The organism is Achromobacter sp. D7-1, from assembly GCF_059760445.1.
Genome location: NZ_JCBAMT010000118.1, coordinates 1 through 18,059, shown reverse-complemented (window position 1 = coordinate 18,059; position 18,059 = coordinate 1). Strand labels below are relative to the sequence as shown.

Genomic DNA, 18,059 nt, shown 5'->3' with positions numbered 1-18,059 from the left:
CGGCAGGCCTGCCGCGGCGGCGGATGCCGGCCGGACAACGGCTGCCCAAGGCAGGCCGCGCCCGACCAGAGAGGACCCCGAGCATGAAATTCCTGTCTTTCCTCGTTTCCCGCATCGGCAAGGCCCTGGTGGTCGTGCTGGGCGTGGTGATCATCAATTTCTTCCTCATCCGCCTGGCCCCTGGCGACCCCGCCGCCGTGCTGGCGGGCCAGGCCGGCGCGGGCGATGCCGCCTACGTCGAACAACTGCGCGTGGCCTTCGGCCTGGACAAGCCCATCCTGACCCAGCTGATGCTGTACCTGAAGGGCGTGGTGCAGCTGGACCTGGGGTTCTCATACCGCAACCACGTTCCGGTGCTGGACCTGATCCTGGAACGCCTGCCCGCCACCTTTCTGCTGATGTCCTGCGCATTCGTGTTCTCCATCGTGCTGGGCGTCTTCCTGGGCGTGGTGGCGGCCAAGGCCCGCTACCGCAACAAGCGCCGCTGGATCGATAGTTCCGTCATGACGGGCGCCCTGGTGCTGTATGCCACGCCGCTGTTCTGGCTGTCGCTGATGGGCATCCTGCTGTTCTCGGTGGTGTTGGGCTGGCTGCCGGCCTTCGGCATGGAGACCGTGGGCGCGAACCTGAGCGGTTGGGCGCGCGCGGGCGACATCGCCCAGCACCTGATCCTGCCCACCGTAACGCTGGGCTGCTTCTTCATGGCGGTCTACGTGCGGCTGACGCGCGCCTCCATGCTGGAAGTGATAGGCATGGATTTCGTCAAGACGGCGCGCGCCAAGGGGGTGAGCCCCGGCCGCGTGATCCGCGCCCACGTGCTGCGCAATGCGCTGCTGCCGGTCATCACCTTCGCCGGCATCCAGCTGGGGCAGATGGCCGGCGGCGCGGTGCTGACCGAAACCGTGTTCGCCTGGCCCGGCATCGGCCGGCTGATGTTCGACGCGCTGCTGCAGCGCGACTACCAGCTGCTGCTGGGCATCTTCCTGGTCACCTCCATCATGGTGGTGGTGTTCAACCTGCTGACCGACGTGCTGTACCGACTCATCGATCCGCGCATCGGCGCGGGCGCGCAGCAAGGAGCCGCCGCATGAAGTCCTTTGCCCGGCGCTACATGCGCAATTACGGAGCGGTGGCCGGACTAGCCATCATGCTGATCGTGGTCCTGGTGGCCCTGGCCGCGCCGCTGCTGTACGAAGAATCGCCCTGGATGATGGTGGCCGACCCGCTGATTCCGCCGTTCACCAACGCCGACTACCCCTTCGGCACGGACATGCTGGGCCGCGACATCACGGCCGGACTGGTCTGGGGCGCCCGGGTTTCGCTGATGGTCGGCCTCCTGTCCACCGCCGTGGCGCTGGTCTTCGGCATCGTGGTCGGCTCGGTGGCGGGCTATTGCGGCGGCCGGATGGACGACGCGCTGATGCGCTTCACCGAGTTCTTCCAGACCATTCCGCAATTGGCCATGGCCGTGGTGCTGGTGGCGATCCTGAGCCCCTCGGTCTATTCCATCATGGGCGCGATCGCCGTGGTGTCGTGGCCGCCGGCCGCGCGCCTGGTGCGTTCGGAGTTCATGACACTCAAGCAGCGCGAGTTCGTGCAGGCCGCCATCGTCATCGGACAGACGCCAGCCCGCATCGTCGGCACCCAGATCCTGCCCAATGCCATGTCGCCCATCATCGTGTCGGCGTCCTTCATGGTCGCCACCGCCATCCTGACGGAATCCTCGCTGTCGTTCCTTGGATTGGGCGACCGCAACCTGATGAGCTGGGGCTTCATGATCGGCGCCGCGCGCACCATGATCCGCGAGGCCTGGTGGATGAGCGTCTGGCCCGGCGTGGCGATCCTGCTGACCGTGCTGGCCATCAACCTGATCGGCGAAGGCTTGAACGACGCCCTCAACCCGCAGCTGCGCAAGCGCGGCGAATAGGAGGACGCCATGAACGCATCCACGCCCCTGCTGTCCATCCAGAACCTGAGTATCGCCCTGCCCAAGGGCGGCGACCGCCCCTATGCCGTGCAGGACGTGTCCTACGACATCCGCGCCGGCGAAATCCTGTGCATCGTCGGCGAATCGGGTTCGGGCAAGTCCATGAGCGCCAACGCCATCATGGGGCTCCTGCCCGATTACCTGACGCCGCAGCAGGGCCGCATCCTGTTCCGCGGCCAGGACCTGCTGCGGCAGGACGAAGCCACCCTGCAAGCCATGCGCGGCAAGGACATGGCGATGATCTTCCAGGAGCCCCTGTCGGCGCTGAATCCGCTGATGACGGTGGGCGAACAGATCAGCGAAGTCATGCGCGTGCACAACGCCTATCCCGGCGCCCAGCGCCTGGCCCGCACGCTGGAACTGCTGGCTTTCGTGGGCCTGCCCGACCCCGCCACGCTCTACCACGTCTATCCTTTCCGCCTGTCCGGCGGCCAGCGCCAGCGCGTGATGATCGCCATGGCGCTGGCGCTGGAACCCGCGCTCCTGATCGCCGATGAGCCCACCACCGCGCTGGACGTCACCACCCAGGCGCAGATCCTGGCGCTGATCGCCCGCATCCAGAAAGAGAAAGGCATGGGCGTCATGTTCGTCACGCATGACTTCGGCGTGGTGGCCGAGATCGCGCACCGGGTCGCCGTCATGGAAAAAGGCATCCTGGTGGAACGGGGGCCGGCCGAAGAGGTGCTGAACCGCCCCCGCCATCCCTACACGCAGCGCCTGATCGCGGCGGTGCCCCACCGCCGCGGCGAGGAGCGCACCGCCGCCGCGGACGACCCGCCGGTGCTGGACGTGCGGGACTTGAAGAAGACCTACGTGGTGGGGCGCGGCTGGCTGGGCGGCAAGCGCGAGGTTCATGCCGTGGACGGCGTCAGCTTCAGCGTGCGACGCGGCGAAACCCTGGGCATCGTGGGCGAGTCGGGTTCTGGCAAGTCCACCATCGGCAAGTGCCTGCTCAAGCTGGTGGGCATCAATGGCGGCCAGCTGATCTTCAACGGCCAGGACATCGCCGCCATGCCGGAATCGCGCTTCCGGCCGCTGCGCCACGACATCCAGATGATCTTCCAGGATCCGTTCGCCTCGCTCAACCCACGCCATACCGTGGGCCGCATCATCAGCGACGGCCCTGTCGCCAACGGCGTGCCGCGGGCCCAGGCCGAGGCTCGGGTGCGGGAACTGCTGTCGCTGGTCGGGCTGGACCCGTCCGCCTTCGACCGCTACCCCAACCAGTTTTCGGGCGGCCAACGCCAACGCATCGGCATCGCGCGCGCGCTGGCGCTGGAGCCCAAGGTGCTGGTGGCCGACGAATCGGTATCGGCGCTGGACGTGTCCGTCCAGGCTCAGGTGCTGCAGCTATTGCATGACTTGCAGCAACGTCTGAAGATTGCGCTGGTCTTTATCACCCACGATTTGCGCGTAGCGGCCCAGATCTGCAATTCCGTTCTGGTCATGCATCGCGGCAAGGTGGTCGAGTACGGTTCGCCCGCGCAGATCTTCGACAACCCGCAGCACGCCTACACGCGGCAGCTGATCGCCGCGGTCCCCGGCCAGCATTGGGACCCGACCAAGGCGCAAGCGGCCTGAAGCGCACAAGAGTATTCATACCCCCAAGGAGAACACCCCATGCAACGCCCCGCCGCCATACCGACCGTGCAGATCGACAATGACATGGTCACCGTCACCGAATGGCGCTTTCCGCCCGGCGCCGAAACGGGATGGCACCGCCACGGCATGAATTACGTGGTGGTGCCGCAGACCACCGGCCCGCTGCTGCTCGATACGCCCGACGGCGAAATCACCAGCCAGCTCACCATCGGCGTGGCCTACTATCGGCCCGTGGGCGTGGAGCACAACGTCATCAATCCCAGCGACACCGAATTCGTGTTCGTCGAAATCGAACTCAAGCACGCATAGCGCCAGCGACGGCAGCCACCAAGGCGATTTCATCGGAAGAGCATCTGCTACATGCGCCACGGCAATTCATGCTGACCTTGGCGGGCATGGCGCTGATCATCGCCTCAGGCGTGTTCCTGGCGCAGCGCCGGGCCTGAACCTCGTCTTCAGCTGGTTTCGCGCTGCACCAGCCTGAAGCCCAGGTCCACATGGCGTTCTGCGACGGGCTCGCCCGCCAAGTGCCGCATCAGCAAACCCGCTGCCGATACGCCGATCTGGTAGCGCGGCGTGGCGATCGTCGACAGCGGCGGCGTGGTCCAGGCCGTGCCGGCCACGTCGTGGAAGCCGATGATGGCCATGCGCTCGGGTACCGGCACGCCCAGGCGTCCACACTGGAACACCGCGCCCTGGGCCAAATCGTCATTGCAGAAGAAAAGCGCGTCGCAATCGGGATGGCGCGCGCGCAACTGCTCCAGCAGGGACGCCCCCAGGCCGATGGATGATTTCTCCGGCGTCATGATTTCGAGGGCCGGATCGTACAGGCCCGCATCCCGCAAGGCCTGGCGGCAGCCCTCGCAGCGGCGCAGCGAACGCGGATCCAGCTGCGCGCCCACGATGCCGATGCGGCGGTAGCCCCGCTCCACCAGATGGCGGCCAGCGGCATAGCCGGAATCGAATTGCGAAAACCCCACGCTCATGTGTTCGCCGCCGTCCAGCGTCTCGATCGTGTGCACGGTCGGAATGCGCTGCGTGTCCAGCAAATCCCATACGCCCGGATTGTGATCGACGCCCGTCAGGATCAGGCCGTCGGGGGCGTGCTGCAGGTACTTTCGCAGCAGGGCTTCTTCCTCGTCCGGCGAATAGCCGGTCACGCCGATCAGCATGTGATAGCCGTGACGGTCCAGCTCTTCCTTGATCCCCGCGATGATGTCCACGAACACCACGTTGCTCAGCGACGGAATCAGCGCCACGATGGTCTGCGAGCGCGCCGACGCCAAGGCGCTGGCAGCATGGTTGGGCACATAACCCAGTTCCTGGCACACCCGCGCGATGCGCTGGCGCAATTCCTCCGCCACCTTGTCCGGCGTGCGCAGTGCGCGCGATACCGTGATCGCGCTGACGCCCACGCGGCGCGCGACCTCCTGCATGGTGACGCGGCCGGCGCGCGAACTGCGGGGTTTACGGATGGACATCGGTCCTCGGCATGGGTTGGTGAGCGCGTAGTCTGACGCAAAAAACTGGGGCTTGCCAAACGCAAAATGTTAGCGCTAACATTCCTCACAGCATAACCCTAAAAAATTCCGGGAAACGGATAGGAGACAAGCATGCAAGCTTCCCCACCGGGGCGGCCCGGCGGTACGCCGCTGGCCCGCGCCGCCGATTGGTGCTTTGCGCTGCAGACCTGGCTGATGGTGGCCTGTCTGGCCGTCATGGTGGTGCTGCTGTTCGGCAACGTCGCGCTGCGCTACCTGTTCAACTCCGGCATCAATGTGTCCGACGAGATCTCCCGGCTGGCTTTCGTCTGGATGATCTTCCTGGGTTCGGTGATTGCGCTGCGCTCGCACCAGCACATCGGCGTCTCCATGCTGGTCGAACGTTTCGGCCCGGCCGCCCGCCGCGTCTCGCACGTGTTCTGCCAGTTGCTGATTCTGTGGGTGCTGTGGCTGATGGCAGAAGGCAGCTGGACGCAGACCATCATCGGCCTGGACACCGTGCTGCCCGTCACCGGCATGTCGCTGGCGGTGTTCAATGCCGCGGCGCTGTATGCGGCCGCCGCCATGGGCATCCTGACCCTGATCGATCTGGTGCGCGTCCTTGCGGGCGGGCCCTTGCCGGCGGAATCCAGCCCCGAAGACCCGCTGGTCTGACGGCTCCGCCCCCAACTTCCTTCCCCCGCCCGGACGCCCGCAATGATCCTGACCGTCTTTCTGCTCGTGCTGCTGGGGCTGATCGCCCTGGGCATGCCTATCGCTTTCGCGCTGCTGCTCAGTGCGATCGCCATGATGTTTCAGCTGGACTTTTTCGATACCCAGATCCTGGCGCAGAACATGCTGTCGGGCGCCAACAGCTTCACGCTCATGGCGGTGCCGCTGTTCATGCTGGCCGGCGAACTGATGAACGCCGGCGGCATTTCGCGCCGCATCGTGAATCTGGCCAGCACCTTCGTGGGCCACATCCAGGGCGGCCTGGGTTATGTGGCCATCTTCGCCAGCGTGCTGCTGGCGGCGCTATCCGGCTCCGCCGTGGCCGACGCGGCGGCGCTGGGCTCGCTGCTCATCCCCATGCTGCGCGAAAAAGGCTACGACGCGGGCCAGGCCTCCGGGCTGATCGCGGCCGGCGGCATCATCGCGCCCATCATCCCGCCCTCGATCTCATTCATCATTTTCGGCGTCGCCACCAATGTGTCGATCACCAAGCTGTTCTTCGCCGGCATCGCGCCGGGCCTGATGATGGGCCTGACGCTGGTCGCGGTGTGGACCTGGGTGGCGCGCAAGCACGGCAGCATCAAGCCCTCGCCGCGCGTGCCCTGGAGCAAGCGCTGGAAGGCGCTGCGCGAATCGCTGTGGGCCCTGATGCTGCCGGTCATCATCATCGGCGGCTTGCGCGGCGGCATCTTCACGCCCACCGAGGCGGCCGTCGTCGCCGCGGTCTACGCGCTGCTGGTCAGCCTGTTCGTCTACCGCGAAATCAGCGTGCGCGACCTGGGGCCGCTCTTCATCAACGCCGCCAGCACCACCGCCATCGTCATGTTCCTGGTGGCCGCCGCCATGGTCTCGTCCTACATGATCACCCTGGCCGACATGCCGCAGGACCTGATCGCGCTGCTTGAGCCCGTGCTGGACCAGCCCAGGCTGCTGATGTTCGCCCTGCTGATCCTGCTGACGCTGGTGGGCACTGTGATGGACCTGACGCCGACCATCCTGATCCTGGCGCCGGTGCTGATGCCGGTGGTCACCAAGGCCGGCATCGACCCGGTCTACTTCGGCGTGATGTTCGTCATGGTGGGCTGCGTGGGCCTGCTGACGCCGCCGGTGGGCACCGTGCTCAACGTGGTCTGCGGCGTCGCCCGCATCAATATGGAAACCATCATCAGGGGCGTGTGGCGCTATGTCGCCGCCTACACGCTGCTGCTGGTCCTGCTGGTGATCTTCCCCGAGTTGATCACCGTACCTGCACGCTGGATGCATTAGAAAAACCCCAAGGAGGAGCACCATGATGAACCGTTTCAAGACCCGCATTCTTGTCCTGGCGACGGCGCTGTCCTGCGCCGTCGCCGGCGTCGCGTCCGCCGCCGACGTCAAACCGCGCCTGATCCGTTTTGGCTACGGCCTGAACGAGGAAAGCGTCCAGGGCCGCGCCGCGCGCCATCTGGCGCAGGAGCTGGAAAAGATCAGCGGCGGCAAACTCAAGATGAAGACCTTCGGCTCGGCCAACCTGGGCTCGGACGAACAGATGCAAAGCGCGCTGGTGGGCGGCGTGCAGGAAATGATGGTGGGCTCCACCGCGCCGCTGGCCGGCATGGTCAAGGAGTTCGGCGTATTCGACCTGCCCTTCCTCTTCAATAGCGAAAAGGAAGCGGACGCCGTGCTGGACGGACCCGTAGGCCAGGACATGCTGAAGAAGCTGGAGGCCAAGGGCATCATCGGCCTGGTCTACTGGGAAAACGGCTTTCGCAACATGACCAACTCCAAGCGCCCCATCGCGCGCGCGGAAGACCTGCAGGGCATCAAGCTGCGCGTCATGCAGAACCAGATCGCGCTAGGCGTCTTCAACACGCTGGGCGCGAATGCCGTGCCCATGCCGTTCTCGGAGCTGTTCACCGCGCTGGAGACGCGCACCGTGGACGGCCAGGAGAACCCCATCACCACCATCCAGAGCAGCAAGTTCTACGAGGTGCAGCCCTACCTGACCATTACCCGGCACGTCTACACGCCTTGGGTCGTGCTGGCGTCCAAGAAATGGTGGGACACCCTGTCGCCCGAAGAACAAAAACTCATCCGCCAGGCAGCCGCGTCCTCGCGCGACTTTGAGCGCCAGGACAGCCGGGCCGATTCCCAGAAGGCCATGACCACGCTGGAGAAGGCCGGCATGAAGATCAACACGGTCTCGCCCGAAGAGGTCGCACGCATGCGCCAGAAGGTGCAGCCGGTGGTCGACAAGTACACGCAGGAGCTCGGCCCCGACCTGGTCAAGCAACTCAACGACGAAATCCAGAAGGCGCGCAACTAGCCTTCGCGGCCCGGACCACGCCGGGCCGCCATGCAACCGCTGTAAACGAGAATCCCATGTCACAGACTCCCCGCAAGCTGCGCAGCCAGAAATGGTTCGACGACCCGGCGCACGCCGACATGACGGCCATCTATGTCGAGCGCTATCTCAACTACGGCCTGACGCGCCAGGAACTGCAATCGGGTAGGCCGATCATCGGCATCGCCCAGACTGGCAGCGACCTGGCGCCCTGCAACCGCCATCACCTGGCGCTGGCCGAGCGCATCAAGGCCGGCATCCGCGATGCGGGCGGCATCCCCATGGAGTTTCCCGTGCACCCGCTGGCCGAACAAGGCCGGCGGCCCACCGCCGCGCTGGACCGCAACCTGGCCTACCTGGGCCTGGTCGAGATCCTGCATGGCTATCCGCTGGACGGCGTGGTGCTCACCACCGGTTGCGACAAGACCACGCCCGCCTGCCTCATGGCCGCGGCCACCGTCGATATCCCCGCCATCGTCTTGTCCGGCGGGCCGATGCTGGACGGCTGGCACGACGGCCAACGCGTCGGCTCGGGCACGGTCATCTGGCATGCGCGCAACCTGATGGCCGCGGGCAAGCTGGACTACGAAGGCTTCATGACGCTGGCCACGGCATCGTCGCCATCCATCGGCCACTGCAACACCATGGGCACGGCGCTGTCGATGAACTCGCTGGCCGAGGCGCTGGGCATGTCGTTGCCCACCTGCGCCAGCATCCCCGCGCCCTACCGCGAACGCGGCCAGATGGCCTATGCCACCGGCCTGCGCATCTGCGACATGGTGCGCGAGGACTTGCGGCCGTCGCACATCCTGACCCGTGAGGCCTTCGAAAACGCCATCGTGGTGGCCTCGGCGCTAGGCGCCTCCAGCAACTGTCCGCCCCACCTCATCGCCATGGCGCGCCATGCCGGCATCGACCTGAGCCTGGACGACTGGCAGCGCTTGGGCGAAGACGTGCCGCTGCTGGTCAACTGCGTGCCGGCGGGCGAACACCTGGGCGAAGGCTTCCACCGCGCGGGCGGCGTCCCTGCCGTGCTGCATGAACTGGCGGCAGCCGGCCGCCTGCACATGGACTGCGCCACCGTATCCGGCAAGACCATCGGCGAGATCGCGGCCGCGGCCAAGACCAACAACGCCGACGTCATCCGCAGTTGCGACGCGCCGCTCAAGCACCGCGCGGGATTCATCGTCCTGTCGGGCAATTTCTTCGACAGCGCGATCATCAAGATGTCGGTGGTGGGCGAGGCCTTCCGCCGCGCCTATCTGTCGGAGCCCGGATCGGAGAATGCCTTCGAGGCGCGCGCCATCGTGTTCGAAGGTCCGGAGGACTACCATGCCCGCATCGAAGACCCCACCCTGAACATCGACGAGCATTGCATCCTGGTGATCCGCGGCGCCGGCACCGTGGGCTACCCGGGCAGCGCGGAGGTGGTCAACATGGCGCCGCCCTCGCACCTGCTCAAGCGCGGCATAGACTCGCTGCCCTGCCTGGGCGACGGCCGCCAGAGCGGCACCTCGGCCAGCCCGTCCATCCTGAACATGTCGCCGGAGGCGGCGGTGGGCGGCGGCTTGGCGCTGCTACGCACGGGCGACCGCATCCGCGTCGACCTGAACCAGCGCTCGGTCATCGCCCTGGTGGACCAAACCGAAATGGAACGCCGCAAGCTGGAGCCTCCTTACCAGGCGCCCGAATCACAGACGCCCTGGCAGGAGCTGTACCGGCAGCTGGTCGGCCAGCTTTCAACCGGCGGCTGCCTGGAACCCGCCACCTTGTACCTGAAGGTCGTGGAAACACGCGGTGATCCCCGGCATTCGCATTGACGGCGACAGCTATCGGGAGGCTTGGCCATCGCCAGCGCCCGGCTCCTGCGGCGCCGGGCGCGTGACGACATAGGCGGCGCTGGCCACGAAAAACACGGCAACGGCCGCGGCCAGCAGCCACGACGGGTGCGCGCCCCACCAGAACAGCACGTAGCCGACGGCCATGCCCAGGCAGGCATAGGTCTTGCCCTTGCGCGACACGGCCCCCTGGTCCCGCCAGGCACGCAGCGCGGGACCGTAGGTCGGACTATCCAGCAGCCATTTTTCCAGCCGCGGCGAAGAGCGCGAAAAGCAGGCCACCGCCAGGATCAGGAATATGGTCGTCGGCATGACGGGCAGAAACGCGCCAATCACACCCAACGCCAGCATCAGGCAACCCAGGCAGAGCCACAGTACTCTCATCATGATGGGCAGCAGGATATCCCAGGTTTTCCGCTCGCTTCAAACGCAGCGCGCCAAGCACCAGTTTCCGGGTCCACAGCCACCGGACGGACCGCCTGGTAGCGTCGCAGCAACAGGAAAGAATAATTTGGAATATATATTCACAAATTGGAATTATTGAATAAAAATCGAGCGTGCGCGGGGTTCCGCGCTTCCGTCGCAAGGAAATGCCATGCGCAACGCAAGCGATTTGCTGGAAGACTCGTACCGCCGGACCGACCGGGCGATGCTACCTCTGCTCTGGCTGCTGTTTGCGGTCGGGCTGTGCATGGCTCCTCAATACGGACGATGGGGCGCCGCCATCGGCGTCGGCCTGGCCGGCGCAGGCATACCCTCGCTGCTGATCCTCTGGCGGCCTGGCCGGCTGAGCACCCGCCTGACCGTGGCCTGTGGCCTGATGGTGCTGGCCGCGCTCCATATCCATCTGATGTCCGGCATGGCCGAAATCCATTTCGGCATCTTCGTTCTGCTCTCACTGCTGCTGGCTTATCGAGACTGGCGCACCATCCTGTGCGCGGCCGTAGTCATCGCGCTGCATCACCTCTCCTTCAATTTCCTGCAGCAATGGGGCTACGGCACGATTTGCTTCACGGAGCCCAGCTTGCCCATGGTGCTGCTGCATGCGGCCTATGTCGTGGTGCAGGCTGCCGCCCTGGGCTGGCTGGCCTGGAAAATGGAACGGGCCGCAGTGGCAGCCGAGGAACTGGCCCAGCTCAGCGCCCACATCGGCCGCGAGGCCGGCGTGTTCGACCTGCGCTTTGCCGGCCTGGACCTGGACAGCAGCCTGGGCCGCAGCTTCAAGGCCACCATGGACGCCGTGCACCGGACCATGAGCGGCGTCCGGACCACGGCCACCGCCCTGTCGGCCGCAACGCGCGACATCATGCAGGACAACCAGCAACTGGAGGAGCGCACCCGGACTCAGGCCGATTCGCTGGAGCGGACAGTCACATCGATGCGCGACCTGGCCGCAAACGTCCACGACAACGCCACCAACGCGCTGCGCGCCCAGGAACTGGCTGACGAAACGCAGCGCATCGTGGATACAGGCAGCACGGCGGTGGCAGGCGTCGCCGCCGTAATGGGAGAAATCCAGCAGGAGTCCAGAAAGATCTCCGAGATCACCGGCTTGATCGACAGCATCGCCTTCCAGACCAACATCCTTGCATTGAACGCCGCGGTGGAAGCGGCCCGGGCCGGCGAAAGCGGACGCGGCTTCGCGGTCGTGGCCACCGAGGTCCGCGCGCTGGCGCAACGCAGCGCCAGCGCCGCGCGCGAAATCCGCGGCCTGATCGACGGTTCGCTGGAAAAAACCGACGACGGCTTCCGCCAGGCCGACCATGCCGCCAACGTGATCCGCGACGTGGTGGCCAGCATCGAACGCGTGGCCGGCCTCGTCAGCCAGATCGGCGATGCGGGGCGGGCACAGGCCACGGACATCGACGAGGTCAACCAGGCGGTGACCCAGATGGACGAATTGACCCGCCAGAATGCGGCCCGGGTAGCGCAAGCCGCGGGCGCGTCGACGGCCTTGCAAACGCAAGCGGCCCTGCTATTGCAAGCCGTGGGGGTATTCCGCCTGCAAGATGAGCGGCAGCCGCCGGCGCCGCAAGGACACACTGCACGGTTGACACTGACGAGCTGTTGACGCAAGGATTGCGCGATTCGCCGGCTCCCGGCAGGTGTTTCACCGGCCTTTGCAGACCCCGGTTTTCATGGAAGAATCAGAGCCTTCTGCGGCCCTTGCCCCCAGCCATCACCATGACTCCGTTTGCCTCCCTGCTCGCAATTCTTGGTGCGCTGTGGCTCGGCGCCATGTTGCCGGGGCCAAGTTTCATCATCGTGGCGCGCAAGGCCATCGGCCAGTCCCGCTGGGACGGCCTGGCCTCGGCCTTCGGCATGGGTGTGGGCGGCATGCTTTTCGCCGGCCTGGCGCTGGCGGGTTTGTATTCGGTGCTGCAAAGCGTGGAATGGCTGTACATCGCGCTGAAAATCGCCGGCGGGGCCTATCTGCTGTACTTGGCCTGCGGCATCTGGCGCAGCGCCAAACAACCATTTGCCCTGGCCGGCAGCAATGCCGCGGCCTCCCGTGATGGACGACGTTCCTTCTGGATCGGCCTCACGACGCAGATGAGCAATCCCAAAACCGCGATCTGGTACGGAAGTATTTTCGCCGCGCTGCTGCCCCAGCATCCACCCGCATGGATTTACTTCGCGCTGCCGCCTCTGATATTTCTGGTTGAATTCGGCTGGTATGCAATCGTGGCGCTCTGCTTTTCGACCGAGGGTCTGCGAGAGGTTTATCTGCGCGCCAAGAAATGGATAGACAGGGCTGCTGCGGGCGTTATCTCTGCGCTAGGATTGCGCCTTATCATTACCGCGCCCAAAAGCGGGCTTTAACGCGCAGAGACTTCAATAATTGGGCCGGCGCCAGCCATGCTCTCCTGGAGATATCAGATCGATACTGCGGCGTCCAACTTTGCCACCAAGACATCGACGTCTTGAATGTTCAATGGCGTTCCGTATGGACCAAAAAAACTCGTTCATGCGGACGTCCAGTCAGATGATCATCTACTGTAAAACTTAGCGCTCATTTCCTTCGCAAAAGAACATGAACGGACACCCTAGCGGTATATTTACTTCCCCTCTTGTTGACCTCGGCATCCACGAAGATCCGCGATTTTCTGGCGTGCTGTCTCCCGAGCCGGAAGTTGGCTCTGAGAGACTTGGGGTGACCGCAGAGTTTCTCGAGAATGCCGAGGACTATTACCAGCGCCATCAGGATTTCGACTATTGGAAATCCAAGCTCAAGATCGCCACCGATACCTTGGAAATTTCATCCCCGCGCACCATCGTCGAGTATGGCTGCGGTTTTGGAAATGCAACACTGCCACTGCTTGACCTGTTCCCGACGGCAAACGTTGTGGCGATGGACATTAGCCCCAACTTGCTGGCCATATTGCACCGTCTGACGAGGGCGAGAGCGTGTGATGACCGGTGTATTGCGGTGGCTGCGGATGCGCATAAACCATATGTCAATCCCGGCATCGCAGACCTCGTGGTCGGGGCGGCAATCCTACATCATCTCGTGAAGCCCGAACGGCTCATTGAGGCTGCGGTACGCGTTCTGAAACCTGGTGGTTATGCAATATTCTACGAACCCTTCGAAGCGGGTTATGCCGTCTTGCGGCTAGTCATCCGTGACATCTGCCGCGAGGCCGCTGTCCGCGAGTTTTCTTCGCCCGCACTCACATGGCTCGCTGAGATGTCGGCAATGTGGTTGCTACAGATAAAACGAGACAAACTCCCAGGATGGGAAAACCTTGACGATAAATGGATGTTCTCGCGCCCCTACCTACAGGATGTAGCTGACAGCGTGAACGCAACACTGACCATTACCAATAGCACCAACACGAAAATCGTCACGCAGCCGCTCCGCCACACGCTGCTCTACATTGTCAAGCATTGGCGCGGGTTAGACCCAGACGATCCCAAGAACCTGCCAGGCTGGGCATGGGCCGTTGTGGACCAGTACGAGAATGATTACTTTTCGGACAAGATGAAGGAAGACCTTCTTTTTGCAGGATCGGTAGTATTCCAGAAACGCTGAAGTACCTGGGGCGGACTTTGGTGTCGGGCCGATTCGCGAGAGGCGTTTCAATCGCTTCGGAAAAATGAAGGCGAGGAAGCCCTACCCTCATTTCTACCCTTAACTCTTGGCGCTACCTGGCAGCACTTTGCAGCCGGAAAAGCAAAAAGCCGCGAAGTCAAAGACTTACGCGGCTTTTAAGGCGGTGCTTGGCACCACTTTGCAGGAATTTGGTAGGCGGTATTGGAATCGAACCAACGACCTCCACGATGTCAACGTGGCGCTCTAACCAGCTGAGCTAACCGCCTGCAAAGAAGAAGAATTATATAGTGCTTTTTTAAACTATGCAAATCGTCTCGGAAGTTTTTTTGCACTATTTATTGCGTTTCGAAGTTTGCGGCGTTTGCTTTTGCATATGCCTTCAGACTTCTCACGCAACGCATTTTGAAGAGCTCCGTGGCGCAGCTTTTCAGCTTTGCCGCACTGCTTCAAACCGCCTGCACTGCACTACTAATTTCCCTTCAGCTTCGCGTCTGCGGCTTGCGCTGCAGCAACGAAGAACGAGATTCTATCAGAACTTTTGATCCCTTGCTCAAGCTCCACGCCGCTGCTCACATCGACTGCCCAAGGCCGGATCAATTGCACCGCCTCGCCGACGTTTTCCGCATTCAAGCCGCCGGACAGGATCAGAGGCCGGGACACCGGATCAGCCCTTACCTCGTCGAGCAAGGCGTAGTCGAAGCCGTGGCCGCTGCCGCCGTAGCCCGCGCTATAGCTGTCGAACAGCCAGCCCGCGGCCTCGCCGTAGGCACGGCACGTGGAGGCCAGGTTTTCCGCGGTATCCAGGCCGGGCGCGCCGGCGCGGAATGCGCGTAGAAAACGGTGGCCATAGCGGGCGCAGTCCTGCGGTGTTTCATCGCCATGGAATTGCAGCAGCTCCGGTTTGACCTGGTCCAGCACAGCCTGCACCTCGGCCTCTTCCGGGTTCACGAACAAGGCCACCACGTCGACAAAGGCCGGCACCATGCGCCGCAACTGGGCCGCGCGAGTCGGCGTCAGGCAACGCTTGCTCTTGGCGTAGAACACAAAGCCGATCGCATCGACGCCTGCCGCGACGGCGGCGTCGATGTCCTGTTCACGGGTCAATCCACAGATCTTGATGCGTGTACGCATGAAACTCTTCGCTTGCCTGGCCGCCCTGCGCGGCCGATCAAGTCAGTATATCCGGCGTGCAGACCGGCCTACACGGCGGGCTGGCCCAGGGAGGCCACGAGATTGTCGAAGCTGCCCTCGGCCAGGCGGAACCACGGGGTCTCCTTGTCGCGGAACGCCGTCATGCTTTCGTAGAGCTTCTTGAACATGGCGTCCTTGGCGCCCATTTCCTGGTAGGCGGCAAGCGAGGCCTCGTAGCTCGCCTGCAGGACCGGCTTGGGAAACGCCTTCAACTGCGCGCCGCGCGACACCAGGCGGCGCAGCGCGTCCGGGTTGCCGGCGTCGTACTTCGCGATCATGTTGCCCGTGGCCATGCGGCATGCCAACGCCAGGGCGGACTGGTACTGCTTGGGCAATTCATCGTAGGCGTCCTGGTTCACATACAGGGACAATTGCAGCGTGCCTGCCCACCAGCCCGGGAAATAGTAGTTCCGGGCCACCTTGTAGAGCGCCAGGTTTTCATCGTCATAAGGACCGATCCAGGCGACGGCGTCCACGACACCCTGCTCCAGGGCAGCATAGGTTTCGGCCACCGGCACCTCGACGGGCGTGGCGCCCATGCGCGCCAGCACATGGCGCGCGAAGCCGCCTGCCTTCACCTTCAACCCGCGCAGATCGTCCACGGTCTTGATTTCCCCGCGAAACCAGCCCCCCATCTGCGCGCCGGTATAGCCGCAGGGAAAGTTCAGGATGTTGTACTTGTCGAACAGCACGCGCGTAAGCGCCAGCCCTTCGCCCTGCGTCATCCAGGCGTTCATCTGCCGCGTATTCAGGCCGAACGGCACACCGGCGTCAAAGCACAGCGCCGGGTCGATATCGAAGTAACGGGTCGACGCGGTATGGCCGCAATCGACGACACGGTGCTGCACGGCTTCCAGCACTTGGCCGGGTTGCACCAGGTCGCCTGCCGGAAAAATCTCGATGCTGAAGCGCCCGTCCGTCACCTCGCTCACATAGCGCGCCACGTCCTCGGCGCCGGCGAACAGGGTCGGCGACTCATTGGGAAAGCTGGAGGCCAGCCGCCATGCAACTTTGGGAGGGGCGGCCACCACCGCCGGCGCTTCGGGCGCGGCGGCCGGGACTTGCGGCGCGGTGACCGGAGCCTCTTGCACTTCCGCTGGCGTTACTGGCGGGTTTGGGCTGGCGTTTTCCTCGGCCAGCGGGACTTCCTGCGCGAACGCCGGAGCGACCAGAGCGGCGCCGCCCAGGGCGGTCTGCTTCAAAAACGCGCGGCGTTGCATGGCAAAGGCCTCCATCGGACTTGGGCAGGCGTCGCCGTTGCCGGCGGCATCCCTAATAGGTTTGAGTAAACGGCGACAGCAACTGCGATCCCCCGTCGAGTTCATCCAGTCCGAACTCTTCCGGATAATCGATGGCGGACAGGTACAGCCCATCGGGCGCGAATGTCGGCGCGCCCAGCTTGCGGTCGCGCCAGGACAGCAATTGCGCCATCCAGTCCACCGGCTCGCGCCCCTGGCCGATCTGCAACAGCGCGCCCATGATGTTGCGCACCATATGATGCAGGAAAGCATTGGCCTTCAGCGTGAACACCAGGAACGGCCCGCGCTCATCGATGTCCAGCCGGTACAGATGGCGCACGGGATGCTTGGCCTGACACTGCGAAGAACGGAAGCTGGAAAAGTCGTGCTCGCCCAGCAAGGCGTTCGCCGCGATCCGCATCGCATCGACGTCCAGCGGCTGGAAACACCAGCCCGCCCGGCCCGCCCACAACGCGGGCCGAACCCGGCCGCGCCACAGCAAATAGACGTAAGTGCGGGCACGTGCGGAAAACCGTGCGTGGAATTCGTCAGACACCGGCTGCGCCCACTGCACAGAAATGCTGGGCGGCAGGAAGGCGTTCACCCCCCGCACCCAGGATTCCATCCGCCGGTCGAGTTCGGTGTCCAGATGGACCACCTGCATCGCGCCGTGCACCCCGGTATCCGTGCGGCCGGCGCAGATCGTCGCCACCGGCCCTTTCACACCGCAAAAACTGCCGAGGGCGGCCTCCAGCGTGTCCTGCACCGTTTGCCGGTGCGGCTGTGTCTGCCAACCCTGCCAGGCGGAGCCGTCATACGCCAGCCCCAATGCAACTCTAGACATGTATCAAACCCGTGGCCCGCCGACACGGTGCGGTTCGTCCGTGGGCGGTTCGTCCAGGTCGAGATTGATGCTGCCGAGCTTGCGGTTCAGCGCCGCCGTATCCAGCGCTGGCTCGTTGAATTCATAGGTTTCCTCGTCATCGTCCCCGCGCCGCGCGCCGGCCCGGCGCAAGAGCCACGCGATGGCGAATGCGATCAGCGCCAGCACCGCAGTGACAATGACGAGCAGATTATCGGCCAGCCACGCGGGCATGTCCGAAGTGAGATCCTTATCTGCCGGCTTGCCGGCGGCCTGCTCCGACGAGGGCGCGCTCGACGCGCCTGCGGCGGAAGGCGTGCCGGCGGCGCCCGGAGTGCCTGCTGCACCCGAAGCGCCTGCTGCACCCGAAGCGCCTGCCGGGCCCGAAGCGCCTGCCGGGCCCGAAGTCCCTGCCGCTCCCGAAGCGCCTGCTGCACCCGAAGCGCCTGCCGCGCCCGGAGTGCCTGCCGCGCCCGGAGTGCCTGCCGCACCCGGAGTGCCTGCCGCACCCGAAGCGCCTGCTGCACCCGAAGCGCCTGCCGGGCCCGAAGCGCCTGCCGGGCCCGAAGTCCCTGCCGCTCCCGAAGCACCTGCCGCACCCGAGGCCCCTGCCGCACCCGAGGTCCCTGCCGCCCCCGAAGTCCCTGCCGCGCCCGAAGTCCCTGCCGCACCCGAAGTCCCTGCCGCACCCGAAGCGCCTGCCGCACCCGAAGCGCCTGCCGCACCCGAAGCGCCTGCCGCACCCGAAGCG

Annotated in this window: 16 protein-coding genes, 1 tRNA gene and 2 pseudogenes; 12 read left to right on the top strand and 7 right to left on the bottom strand. The window is 64.7% G+C overall.

The features are described 5' to 3' along the window. Positions 1 to 83: 83 nt before the first annotated feature. Genes AC6LKD_RS30465 through AC6LKD_RS30450 form a run of 4 tightly spaced genes read left to right on the top strand, consistent with a single transcriptional unit; the run spans position 84 to position 3,898 of the window. The gene (locus AC6LKD_RS30465; protein WP_013392903.1) at positions 84 to 1,091 is read left to right on the top strand and encodes an ABC transporter permease; all 1,008 of its coding nucleotides are present in this window, start codon (positions 84 to 86) and stop codon (positions 1,089 to 1,091) included. Continuing rightward, positions 1,088 to 1,927 (top strand): ABC transporter permease, encoded by an 840-nt coding sequence (locus AC6LKD_RS30460; RefSeq protein ID WP_498118367.1) that lies wholly within the window; start codon positions 1,088 to 1,090, stop codon positions 1,925 to 1,927. The genes AC6LKD_RS30465 and AC6LKD_RS30460 overlap by 4 nt, the downstream gene beginning before the upstream one ends. A gap of 9 nt (positions 1,928 to 1,936) precedes the next feature. After that, the gene (locus AC6LKD_RS30455) at positions 1,937 to 3,568 is read left to right on the top strand and encodes an ABC transporter ATP-binding protein (RefSeq protein ID WP_498118366.1); all 1,632 of its coding nucleotides are present in this window, start codon (positions 1,937 to 1,939) and stop codon (positions 3,566 to 3,568) included. Between the two features lie 39 nt (positions 3,569 to 3,607). After that, complete coding sequence (locus tag AC6LKD_RS30450; RefSeq protein WP_498118365.1) at positions 3,608 to 3,898, top strand: cupin domain-containing protein; 291 nt, start codon at positions 3,608 to 3,610, stop codon at positions 3,896 to 3,898. 146 nt (positions 3,899 to 4,044) lie between these two features. Here the strand turns inward: AC6LKD_RS30450 and gntR are convergent, their stop codons facing one another. Beyond that, positions 4,045 to 5,070, bottom strand: coding sequence for an HTH-type transcriptional regulator GntR (gntR, locus tag AC6LKD_RS30445; protein ID WP_498118364.1), 1,026 nt, complete (start codon positions 5,068 to 5,070; stop codon positions 4,045 to 4,047). 132 nt (positions 5,071 to 5,202) lie between these two features. On the opposite strand from gntR, the gene AC6LKD_RS30440 reads away from it, so the two are divergent. Genes AC6LKD_RS30440 through AC6LKD_RS30425 form a run of 4 tightly spaced genes read left to right on the top strand, consistent with a single transcriptional unit; the run spans position 5,203 to position 9,945 of the window. Further along, complete coding sequence (locus tag AC6LKD_RS30440) at positions 5,203 to 5,745, top strand: TRAP transporter small permease (protein WP_013392898.1); 543 nt, start codon at positions 5,203 to 5,205, stop codon at positions 5,743 to 5,745. 42 nt (positions 5,746 to 5,787) lie between these two features. Beyond that, positions 5,788 to 7,068, top strand: coding sequence for a TRAP transporter large permease (locus tag AC6LKD_RS30435; protein WP_013392897.1), 1,281 nt, complete (start codon positions 5,788 to 5,790; stop codon positions 7,066 to 7,068). A 22-nt stretch (positions 7,069 to 7,090) separates the two neighbouring features. Further along, positions 7,091 to 8,107, top strand: a complete 1,017-nt coding sequence (locus tag AC6LKD_RS30430) for a TRAP transporter substrate-binding protein (RefSeq protein WP_498118363.1) — start codon at positions 7,091 to 7,093, stop codon at positions 8,105 to 8,107. Between the two features lie 56 nt (positions 8,108 to 8,163). Next, entirely contained in the window at positions 8,164 to 9,945 is a 1,782-nt protein-coding gene (locus AC6LKD_RS30425; protein WP_498118362.1) for an IlvD/Edd family dehydratase, read from the top strand. Between the two features lie 9 nt (positions 9,946 to 9,954). Here the strand turns inward: AC6LKD_RS30425 and AC6LKD_RS30420 are convergent, their stop codons facing one another. Next, positions 9,955 to 10,350 carry a YbaN family protein gene (locus AC6LKD_RS30420; protein WP_013392894.1) on the bottom strand — a complete coding sequence of 132 codons (396 nt, stop codon included), beginning with the start codon at positions 10,348 to 10,350 and terminating at the stop codon, positions 9,955 to 9,957. A gap of 208 nt (positions 10,351 to 10,558) precedes the next feature. On the opposite strand from AC6LKD_RS30420, the gene AC6LKD_RS30415 reads away from it, so the two are divergent. The 3 genes from AC6LKD_RS30415 (at position 10,559) to AC6LKD_RS30405 (ending at position 13,996) form a co-directional block, all read left to right on the top strand. Beyond that, positions 10,559 to 12,034, top strand: coding sequence for a methyl-accepting chemotaxis protein (locus AC6LKD_RS30415; protein WP_498118361.1), 1,476 nt, complete (start codon positions 10,559 to 10,561; stop codon positions 12,032 to 12,034). Between the two features lie 113 nt (positions 12,035 to 12,147). Beyond that, positions 12,148 to 12,786, top strand: coding sequence for a LysE family translocator (locus AC6LKD_RS30410; RefSeq protein WP_498118360.1), 639 nt, complete (start codon positions 12,148 to 12,150; stop codon positions 12,784 to 12,786). Positions 12,787 to 12,997: 211 nt separating this feature from the next. Next, the gene (locus AC6LKD_RS30405; RefSeq protein WP_498118359.1) at positions 12,998 to 13,996 is read left to right on the top strand and encodes a class I SAM-dependent methyltransferase; all 999 of its coding nucleotides are present in this window, start codon (positions 12,998 to 13,000) and stop codon (positions 13,994 to 13,996) included. A 210-nt stretch (positions 13,997 to 14,206) separates the two neighbouring features. Here AC6LKD_RS30405 and AC6LKD_RS30400 read toward each other — a convergent pair. The 5 genes and pseudogenes from AC6LKD_RS30400 to AC6LKD_RS30380 all read right to left on the bottom strand — a co-directional run bounded on the left by AC6LKD_RS30400 (position 14,207) and on the right by AC6LKD_RS30380 (position 17,542). After that, a tRNA-Val gene (locus AC6LKD_RS30400) sits at positions 14,207 to 14,283 on the bottom strand. Positions 14,284 to 14,485: 202 nt separating this feature from the next. Then, a pseudogene (locus AC6LKD_RS30395) lies at positions 14,486 to 15,157 on the bottom strand (phosphoribosylanthranilate isomerase); the annotation flags it as partial. A gap of 59 nt (positions 15,158 to 15,216) precedes the next feature. Continuing rightward, entirely contained in the window at positions 15,217 to 16,428 is a 1,212-nt protein-coding gene (locus AC6LKD_RS30390) for a TRAP transporter substrate-binding protein (RefSeq protein WP_498118358.1), read from the bottom strand. Positions 16,429 to 16,480: 52 nt separating this feature from the next. Further along, entirely contained in the window at positions 16,481 to 17,290 is an 810-nt protein-coding gene (gene truA, locus AC6LKD_RS30385; protein WP_498118357.1) for a tRNA pseudouridine(38-40) synthase TruA, read from the bottom strand. A 3-nt stretch (positions 17,291 to 17,293) separates the two neighbouring features. Continuing rightward, positions 17,294 to 17,542 carry a hypothetical protein gene (locus AC6LKD_RS30380; protein WP_059380504.1) on the bottom strand — a complete coding sequence of 83 codons (249 nt, stop codon included), beginning with the start codon at positions 17,540 to 17,542 and terminating at the stop codon, positions 17,294 to 17,296. Here AC6LKD_RS30380 and AC6LKD_RS30375 point away from each other — a divergent pair. Further along, a pseudogene (locus AC6LKD_RS30375) lies at positions 17,541 to 18,059 on the top strand (hypothetical protein); the annotation flags it as partial. The gene AC6LKD_RS30380 and the pseudogene AC6LKD_RS30375 overlap by 2 nt on opposite strands.

Excerpts from the sequence above, each read along its gene's own strand:
- AC6LKD_RS30465 (WP_013392903.1), top strand. The coding sequence starts at position 84 with ATGAAATTCCTGTCTTTCCTCGTTTCCCGCATCGGCAAGGCCCTGGTG.
- AC6LKD_RS30460 (WP_498118367.1), top strand. The coding sequence starts at position 1,088 with ATGAAGTCCTTTGCCCGGCGCTACATGCGCAATTACGGAGCGGTGGCC.
- AC6LKD_RS30455 (WP_498118366.1), top strand. The coding sequence starts at position 1,937 with ATGAACGCATCCACGCCCCTGCTGTCCATCCAGAACCTGAGTATCGCC.
- AC6LKD_RS30450 (WP_498118365.1), top strand. The coding sequence starts at position 3,608 with ATGCAACGCCCCGCCGCCATACCGACCGTGCAGATCGACAATGACATG.
- gntR (WP_498118364.1), bottom strand. The coding sequence starts at position 5,070 with ATGTCCATCCGTAAACCCCGCAGTTCGCGCGCCGGCCGCGTCACCATG.
- AC6LKD_RS30440 (WP_013392898.1), top strand. The coding sequence starts at position 5,203 with ATGCAAGCTTCCCCACCGGGGCGGCCCGGCGGTACGCCGCTGGCCCGC.
- AC6LKD_RS30435 (WP_013392897.1), top strand. The coding sequence starts at position 5,788 with ATGATCCTGACCGTCTTTCTGCTCGTGCTGCTGGGGCTGATCGCCCTG.
- AC6LKD_RS30430 (WP_498118363.1), top strand. The coding sequence starts at position 7,091 with ATGATGAACCGTTTCAAGACCCGCATTCTTGTCCTGGCGACGGCGCTG.
- AC6LKD_RS30425 (WP_498118362.1), top strand. The coding sequence starts at position 8,164 with ATGTCACAGACTCCCCGCAAGCTGCGCAGCCAGAAATGGTTCGACGAC.
- AC6LKD_RS30420 (WP_013392894.1), bottom strand. The coding sequence starts at position 10,350 with ATGATGAGAGTACTGTGGCTCTGCCTGGGTTGCCTGATGCTGGCGTTG.
- AC6LKD_RS30415 (WP_498118361.1), top strand. The coding sequence starts at position 10,559 with ATGCGCAACGCAAGCGATTTGCTGGAAGACTCGTACCGCCGGACCGAC.
- AC6LKD_RS30410 (WP_498118360.1), top strand. The coding sequence starts at position 12,148 with ATGACTCCGTTTGCCTCCCTGCTCGCAATTCTTGGTGCGCTGTGGCTC.
- AC6LKD_RS30405 (WP_498118359.1), top strand. The coding sequence starts at position 12,998 with ATGAACGGACACCCTAGCGGTATATTTACTTCCCCTCTTGTTGACCTC.
- AC6LKD_RS30390 (WP_498118358.1), bottom strand. The coding sequence starts at position 16,428 with ATGCAACGCCGCGCGTTTTTGAAGCAGACCGCCCTGGGCGGCGCCGCT.
- truA (WP_498118357.1), bottom strand. The coding sequence starts at position 17,290 with ATGTCTAGAGTTGCATTGGGGCTGGCGTATGACGGCTCCGCCTGGCAG.
- AC6LKD_RS30380 (WP_059380504.1), bottom strand. The coding sequence starts at position 17,542 with ATGCCCGCGTGGCTGGCCGATAATCTGCTCGTCATTGTCACTGCGGTG.